Origin of the sequence: Corynebacterium sp. LK2590 (assembly GCF_040946105.1) — a bacterium.
GTDB lineage: Bacteria > Actinomycetota > Actinomycetes > Mycobacteriales > Mycobacteriaceae > Corynebacterium.
Genome location: NZ_JAYWMH010000001.1, coordinates 566,814 through 574,736, shown reverse-complemented (window position 1 = coordinate 574,736; position 7,923 = coordinate 566,814). Strand labels below are relative to the sequence as shown.

General features: G+C 67.2%; 8 protein-coding genes. All 8 read left to right on the top strand.

What is annotated here, in order from left to right:
- Positions 1-210: 210 nt before the first annotated feature.
- The 8 genes from VVR85_RS02685 to VVR85_RS02650 are packed head-to-tail and all read left to right on the top strand — an operon-like array spanning position 211 to position 7,912.
- Entirely contained in the window at positions 211-1,125 is a 915-nt protein-coding gene (locus VVR85_RS02685; RefSeq protein ID WP_368519404.1) for a hypothetical protein, read from the top strand.
- The gene (locus VVR85_RS02680; protein ID WP_368519403.1) at positions 1,126-2,112 is read left to right on the top strand and encodes an HAD-IIA family hydrolase; all 987 of its coding nucleotides are present in this window, start codon (positions 1,126-1,128) and stop codon (positions 2,110-2,112) included.
- Positions 2,112-2,279 carry a hypothetical protein gene (locus tag VVR85_RS02675; protein ID WP_290226144.1) on the top strand — a complete coding sequence of 56 codons (168 nt, stop codon included), beginning with the start codon at positions 2,112-2,114 and terminating at the stop codon, positions 2,277-2,279. Before VVR85_RS02680 ends, VVR85_RS02675 begins: the two co-directional genes overlap by 1 nt.
- The gene (locus VVR85_RS02670; RefSeq protein WP_368519402.1) at positions 2,279-3,094 is read left to right on the top strand and encodes a TlyA family RNA methyltransferase; all 816 of its coding nucleotides are present in this window, start codon (positions 2,279-2,281) and stop codon (positions 3,092-3,094) included. Before VVR85_RS02675 ends, VVR85_RS02670 begins: the two co-directional genes overlap by 1 nt.
- Positions 3,091-3,996, top strand: coding sequence for an NAD kinase (locus VVR85_RS02665; protein WP_368519401.1), 906 nt, complete (start codon positions 3,091-3,093; stop codon positions 3,994-3,996). Before VVR85_RS02670 ends, VVR85_RS02665 begins: the two co-directional genes overlap by 4 nt.
- 30 nt (positions 3,997-4,026) lie before the next feature.
- The gene (gene recN / locus VVR85_RS02660) at positions 4,027-5,763 is read left to right on the top strand and encodes a DNA repair protein RecN (protein ID WP_368519400.1); all 1,737 of its coding nucleotides are present in this window, start codon (positions 4,027-4,029) and stop codon (positions 5,761-5,763) included.
- Positions 5,764-5,789: 26 nt separating this feature from the next.
- The gene (gene steA, locus VVR85_RS02655) at positions 5,790-6,983 is read left to right on the top strand and encodes a putative cytokinetic ring protein SteA (protein ID WP_368519399.1); all 1,194 of its coding nucleotides are present in this window, start codon (positions 5,790-5,792) and stop codon (positions 6,981-6,983) included.
- Positions 6,980-7,912: a copper transporter gene (locus VVR85_RS02650; protein WP_368519398.1), complete on the top strand. Its 933-nt coding sequence runs from the start codon at positions 6,980-6,982 to the stop codon at positions 7,910-7,912. Before steA ends, VVR85_RS02650 begins: the two co-directional genes overlap by 4 nt.
- Positions 7,913-7,923 lie beyond the last annotated feature (11 nt).

Below are 7,923 nucleotides of genomic sequence, written 5' to 3'. Positions count from 1 at the left end.
GAAAAATAACTCAATAACTAAAGGCGCTCGGTAGGGCAGTCACCCGATGACTGTCTTACCGGGCGCTTTTTCATGCCCGCACTAGGCTTGCCGGTTCTTGGGCCACGTGGTGTTAGTTCACCCCGGGTGCGGGTTCATAACTGAGCGCCCGGGCCTAGTAGAATGGGCGGGTATTAGTTTGCTGTCGCGATGGTAGAAATGGATTTAGGTATGTCAGACAACGAAGGTGGCCGTAAGTCTTTTGATTCCGCCGGCGGAGAGCGTCGCGGCGGTGGCCACAAAGGCGGTCGCAAGCCCTACGGGAAGCGCTCGGAAGGCCCCCGCGATGAACGCCGCGGCAACGGCGGCAACCGGGGTGGTCGCAAGCCGGCCCACAAGGGCCGCGGGGGCAAGTCCAATTCCCAGCAGCGCCGTAGCCACCCGCAGCGCAGCGGTTTCCGCGAGGAGCGTCTGAACCAGCGTATGGCCGATCCGGATCTCCCGAACGATATCGACGTGCGGGACCTCGACCCGATGGTTCTGCAGGACCTGAAGGTGCTGTCCAAGGACAACGCGGAGGCTGTTGCCAAGCACATGATCATGGCCGCCACCTGGATGGACGACGACCCGCAGCTGGCCCTGCGCCACGCCCGGGCAGCGAAAAACCGCGCGGGGCGGGTCTCCGTGGTGCGGGAGGTCAACGGCATCGCCGCATACCGCGCCCAAGAGTGGAAGGAAGGCCTCTCGGAGCTGCGTGCCGCGCGGCGTATCTCGGGCGGGCCCGGCCTGATGGCCGTGATGGCGGACTGCGAGCGCGGTCTGGGCAAGCCGGAGAAGGCTCTGGAGCTCGCGAAGGAGCCGGAGGCGAAGGAGCTGGACGACGAGTCCCGTATCGAGCTGGCCATCGTCTTGGCCGGCGCCCGCCAGGATCTGGGCCAGAACGAATCCGCCGTGGTGACCTTGTCCCGGCTGAACCCGAACAAGGACGACCGCGGGATTAGCGCCTGCCGTTTGTCCTACGCCTACGCCAACGCGCTCGAGTTGGCCGGACGCAAGGACGAGGCCAAGGACTGGTTCCAGCACACTGTCGCCATTGATGAGGGCGAGTGGACCGATGCCGCCGAGCGCGTGAAGGAAATCGGCTAGATGGCGTCCCTGTTGGAGTCCCACGACTCTTTGCTGCTTGACCTAGACGGCACGGTGTGGGAGGGCGACCGGCCCATCGGCGCCAGCGTGGATATCATCAACGCCTGCGGCCTGCCGTGCGTGTACATCACCAACAACGCTTCCCGGAGCCCCGGGGCGGTAGTCGACAAGCTGGTCGGCATGGGAATCAAGGCTGATGCGGAGCACGTGTTGACCTCGGCCCAGGCCTGCCTGAAGCTGGCCAGCGAAGAGCTGCCCGCCGGCGCGACGGTGCTCGTCGTCGGCGCGGAGTCTTTCCGACAGCTGGCTCGGCAGGCGGGCTTTAACGTCGTAACTAGCGCGGACGATAACCCGCAAGCTGTCTTGCAGGGCTTCGACCCCGCTATCGGTTGGGCGGAACTGACCGAGGCGGCCCTGGCTATCCGCAACGGGGCGAAGTTCTATGCCTCCAACCTGGATACCTCGCTGCCGATGGAACGCGGTTTGGCCGTGGGCAACGGTTCCTTGGTAGCTGCGGTATCCACCGCAACCGGTGTCGAGCCGGCCTCCGCCGGCAAGCCCGCCGCGGCCATGTTCACCCAGGCCGTCCAAGAGATTGGCTCGAAGGCCCCGCTGGCGGTAGGAGATCGCTTAGACACCGACATCCAGGGTGGCAACGCCGCCGGCGTCGATACCTTCCACGTGCTCACGGGGGTCTCCGGCCCGCTGGCGCTCATCGAAGCAGAAGAAGACCAGCGCCCGACCTTTATCGGCGAGTCCTTGCAGGATATCAACCTGCCAGAAGCCGAGCTGCGGCCTGGCGCCCAGGGCGGTTTCCACGCCCGCGTCGACGGAGAGGACATCATCCTGAGCGCGGGTGACCCGGGTTCGACCCCGGTGCAGGCGCTGCGTACCGTCCTCGAGGTGGCCTGGGCCATGCCGCACCCGCCGCGGTACGTGCGCCCGGCCTCCGACGCCGCCGACCAGGCCACCGGGGCGTGGTGGTAATGGCCCGTCCCATCCCACACGACCCGCGGCAGACCCAGGTCAGCCCGGAGGACGTGGACTCGAAGATCGCGGAGATCTTCAACGAACCGGCTGGGGACCTGCCGGAGGAAGTCGACCAACTCAACAACGCCCACGAGGTCCTGCGTGCGGCGCTGCAGGAGAACTAATGCCACCAGCACGCAGGAGGCTGGACGCGGAGCTCGTCCGGCGGAAAATCGCGCGTTCTCGGGAGCAGGCCGTCGAGATGATTAAAGGCGGCCGGGTCTTCGTCAACGGCTTCAAGGCGGCCAAGCCCGCCACTATCGTGGAGCCGGAGGCCTCCATCCGGGTCGAACACGCCGCCGAGGACGATTGGGCCTCGCGCGGCGCCCACAAACTGCTGGGCGCGCTGGAAGCCTTTGACGTCTCGTTGGAAGGCAAGCGCGTGCTCGACGCCGGGGCATCGACGGGCGGGTTCACCGACGTCTGCCTGCGCAACGGCGCGAAGGAAGTGCTCTCCGTCGACGTTGGCTACGGCCAGTTGCTCTGGCGCCTCCAGAACGATCCGCGCGTGAGGGTCTTCGATCGGACTAACATCCGGCACCTGGATCTGGAAACCATCGGCGAGCCGGCCGATGCCATGGTCGGCGACCTATCGTTTATCTCCCTGAAGCTGGTGCTGCCGGCCATCGTGTCCTGCCTTCAGCCCGGGGCCTTCTTGCTGCCCATGGTCAAGCCCCAGTTCGAGGTCGGCAAGGACCGCCTGGGCCAGGGCGGGGTAGTGCGTTCGCCGCAGCTGCGCGCCGAGGTCACGCGCGACATCGCGCTTTTTGCTCAGGAGCTGGGCTTAAGCTGCCGCGGTGTGTGTGCCTCGCCGCTGCCGGGACCGAGCGGGAACGTGGAATACTTCCTGCATCTGGTCGCCGATGCAGCGCAGACCCAGCCGGGGCAGGCAGAATTGGAATCAATGATCGACAAGGCAATCAAGGAGGGGCCGCAGTGAGCCAGGAGAATTCGGTTTCGCAGGAGCGGGAAATCCTGTTGGTGCCCCACGCCGGTCGCAGCACCAATTTGGCGGCCACGGACCGGGCGGCGCAGTTGCTGGACGAGGCCGGCATCGTTGTGCGCGTGTGCGCCCCGGCCGAGATCCTGCCCGACTTCCCGCACGTCCAACACACCGCGGCGGCAGCTGAAGGCTGCGAGCTGGTGTTGGTTTTGGGTGGGGACGGGACCTTCCTGCGCGCGGCGGACATGGCCCGCGCCGTGGACGTGCCGGTGCTGGGGATCAACTTGGGCCACGTTGGCTTCCTGGCCGAATGGGAGGCCGAGTCCTTGGATAAGGCCATCGAGCGGGTAGTGGCACGCCAGTACCGCATTGAGGATCGGATGACCATCGATGTCACGGTCACCGGCCCCGACGACGAGCTGATCGGCCGCAGTTGGGCCCTCAACGAGGTCAGCATGGAAAACCTCAACCGTTCCGGGGTCCTGGACGCCATCCTGGAGGTCGACGCCCGCCCGGTGATGGCCTTCGGCTGCGACGGCGTGCTGATTTCCACGCCTACCGGCTCCACCGCCTACGCCTTTTCCGCCGGCGGACCGGTGTTGTGGCCGGAGCTCGATGCCATCCTGGTGGTGCCCAACAACGCCCACGCGCTGTTTACCAAGCCGCTGGTCGTTTCCCCGAAATCTACCGTGGCCGTTGAATCCGCCTCCGAAACGTCGGCGGCGTTGGTTAACATGGACGGGTTCCGCGAGATCGCCATGCCACCCGGCTCCCGCGTCGAGGTCGTCCGCGGCGAACGGCCGGTGCGCTGGGTCCGGCTCGACGATCATCCGTTCACGGACCGCCTGGTGTCCAAGTTGCGACTTCCCGTCGAGGGCTGGCGGGGACCGCAGCGCTAAACGCCCCCACGGAAGGAGTCAGTGATAGGCGTGCTAACCGATATCACCATCGAAGATCTGGGTGTCATCCATAAGTCGAGCGCCGAGCTCGCCGATGGCCTGACAGTACTCACCGGTGAGACCGGCGCCGGTAAGACCATGGTGGTCACCGGCCTGCGCCTGCTGGCCGGCGCCCGCGCGGACGCCTCCCGGGTGCGCAGCGGGGCGAAGAAAGCCGTCGTGGAAGGCACCTTTGCTACCTCCTCCCAGCGCGCCGCCGAGATCGTGGAGGAATCCGGTGGACAGCCCGACGACAACAGCGAGTTCATCACTACCCGTACCGTCTGGGCAGCCGGCCGCTCCAAGGCCCACCTAGGCGGGAGGGCCGTTCCGGCCGCCACCTTGGCCGAGTTCACCGGCGAGGTGTTGACCATCCACGGGCAAAACGATCAGCTACGCCTGCTCGCGCCGGAGCAACAGCTGGCGGCCCTGGACCGCTCCGACGAGGCGCTGCCCGGTCTGCGCGAGGCCTATACCGAGAAATTCACCGCCTGGCGCAAGCTGGCCCGCGAACTCAAGCGCAAGACCGAATCCCGCCGCGAGATGGCCCAAGAGGTCGACCGCCTGCAGTTCGCCGTGGACGAGATCGATAAGGTCAGCCCGGCGGAGGGGGAAGACACCGAGCTGGTCGAACAGATCCGGCGCCTCCAGGACGTCGACGCTCTGCGGGACGCGGCGACGACGGCGCTGGCTGGCATCGACGGCCCGGAGGGCATCGAGGGTGCGGGCGGCGCCGCGGCCGGCGAAGGTTACGCCGAGCAGGAGGCTGCCTCCACGCAGCTGGGTGCCGCCGCGGCGGCACTGGCTGCCAGCTCGGATTCTCAGCTGCAGGCGCTGGGCGAGCGGATGCAGGAGATCACCGCCCAGCTGGCGGATATCTCCGGGGAGCTGGGGCTGTTCCTCGGCCAGCTGCCGGCCGACCCCAACCTGTTGGAAAAGTCCCTGGTCCGCCAGCAGGAGCTCAAACAACTCACCCGCAAATACGCGCCGGATATCCAGGGGGTAATCGCCTGGCGGGACGAGGCCGTCGCCAAGCTGGGCACCATGGATGTCTCCAGCGAGGCGCTCGAGGAGCTGAAGAAGGACGTCGCGGCTGCCGAAAAGGAAATGATCGCCGCGGCGGAAGTGCTCACCCGGGAGCGCACGCGCGCGGCGGGGGACTTGGCGGAGGCCGTGACCCAGGAGCTGCGCGGGCTGGCGATGCCCAAGGCGCGCATCGAGGTAGCCGTCCGGCCGGCCAAATACTCGCGCACCGGCGCCGACGAGGTGGAACTGGCGATGGCACCTAACGACGCCGCCGACGCCCGCCCCCTGGCTAGCTCGGCCTCCGGTGGTGAGCTCTCGCGCGTGATGCTCGCCCTCGAGGTGATCCTCTCCGCGGACAACGAGGGCGGAACGATGGTCTTCGACGAGGTGGACGCCGGGGTGGGCGGCCGCGCGGCTGTCGAGATTGGCCGCCGCCTGGCCAAGCTCGCGCGCAACCACCAGGTCATCGTGGTCACCCACCTGCCGCAGGTAGCCGCCTACGCGGATTCTCACCTGCACGTGGCCAAGGAGGTCTCCGACGAGACCGTGACCTCGGGCGTGACCAACCTGGACCGGCAGGAGCGCATTGAGGAACTCGCGCGCATGCTGGCCGGCCTCGACGACACGGCCACCGGCCGGGCCCACGCGGCGGAATTATTTGACAAAGCGCAAGCGGAAGTCGCATCTTTCCGCGCGCCTTGACCACTTTTGCCCCGGGACAGGGAACAATGCCACACATGAGTTTGTTTTCCCGCAACGACGACCTGCCGGGGCTGCAAGGCGCATTGCGCGATTGCACCCCGGGCGGCAAAGGCATGAAGAAGTTCCATGCCGGTGATATTGCCGTCATTAGTGCCGCAGATATCTCCCGCCAGGAGGCCCAGGCCCTGGTGGATATTTCCCCTGCTGCCGTAATCAATCTCAACAAGTTCACCACGGGCGCGATCCCGAATTATGGCCCGCACATGCTGCTCGACGCCGAGGTTGTTCTCCTCGAGGACCTGGGCGAGGCCTTCATGACGGAGTTCCGCGACGGTAAGAAGGCGCGGATCACCGACGACGGGACCGTGTACCTCGGCGACAAAGCGATCGGCACGGGCAAGCTTGTCGAGCGTGCCGCGGCCGAGGACGAGTTCGCCAACGCCCAGCGCGGTCTCATCGACCACATGGAGGCCTATTTCGGCAACTCCATCGAGTTCATTCACTCCGAGGGCCCGCTGCTTATCGACGGCCTCGGCGTTCCGGACGCGGGATCCGAAATGCAGGGCCGGAAGGTCGTCGTGGTCTCGGACACTGAGGGAAACCGCGGCAAGGTCAAGGACCTACACAACTTCATCCGCGAATACGAGCCGTACCTCATCGGCGTCGACGCCGCCGCCGACACCCTGGTGGAGCTCGGCTACAAGCCGGATCTCATCGTGGGCAACCCGGCGGGTATCGCCGCCGAGACGCTGCGCTCCGGCGCGCGCGTGATCCTGCCGGCCGAGCCGGACGGGACCGCCGAGGGCCTGGAGCGCATCCAGGACCTGGGCATCGGTGCGATGACCTTCCCGGCGGCCACCCAGTCGGCGACGGACCTGGCGCTCCTGCTGGCCGATTACCACGACGCCCAGATGATCGTGCAGGTCGGCAACGCCGTGGATCTGGACGACGTCTTCGCCGACCGGCCGCACGCCACTCCGGCCGCACTCCTGTCGCGGGTCAAAGCGGGAACCCGCGTGGTGGATGCGGACGCCATCATCAACCTCTACACGGTCTACCGCGGCGGCGGGAGCGCGTGGCTGTGGGCCATCCTGGGCATCCTGGTCGCCCTGGCGGTCATCGTGCTGGTGGTCGGCCTCGGCGGCGACGCCGGCTTCACCGACAACCTCGTCGACACCTGGAATAACCTGGCGCTGACCGTCCAAGGGTGGTTCAAGTGAAAGGCTCTAGCGCAGTTCCCGGCGGCGTCATCGCCGGGCTTGGTTTCGGCGTAGCCGCCGGCGTTGCCCTGGGCGCACTGGTGTTGGCCCCGTCCATGGATACCACCCAGGCCGGAGGCGGCACTAGCGATAGCAGCGACTACGAGAAGGCCGTCCAGGACAAGGAGATCGCTCGTGCCCAGGCCAATTCCTCTGACTCGGTCGTGCGGGAATTTAGCGCGGATACGGTGCGCGAGACCCTGAGCGATCGCCCGGTGCTGGTCATCAGCACCCCGGACGCCGCCGACGGCGATCTGCGCGGCCTGCAGTCCCTGCTGCACAGCGCCGGCGCGCCGAAGGCCGGCCACCTCAAGCTAACCGAAGACTTCTTCACCCAGGACAAGGCCGACGAGCTCAAGTCCATCGTGGCCAACACCCTGCCCGCCGGGGCGGAGCTGAGCGAGGACAAGATCTCGCCCGGCACCCACGCCGGCCAGGCCCTGGGGGCGGCCATGCTCATGGACCCGGACGACGCGCAGCCGCTGGCCAGCGTCGATGATCGGGCACAGCTGCTGCAGGCGCTGCGCAAGGCCGGCTTCATCGACTACGAGGACGGCACCATGCGCCCGGCGCAGGCGGTGCTGCTGGTGACCGGCTCGGAGAAGGAAGGCTACGCCACGGAGACGCTGGGCACCTTCGCCGAGGCGCTCGAAGAAGTAGGCGGTAATACCGTCGTGGCCGGCCGTGTGGAGCAGGCCGCCCCGGACGGCGTGATCGGCTCGCTGCGCGGTTCCGATTCGCAGGTGTCCACCGTGGACTCGGTGGACCGCTCCTTCGCCCGGATGGCGGCGGTCCTGGCGATCGCCGAGCAGCTCGACGGCGGACACGGCGCTTACGGCTCCGCGGCCTCGGCGGAAGCCGCCGCGCCGGCCAAACCCGAATCCAACTAGCACGAGAGGGG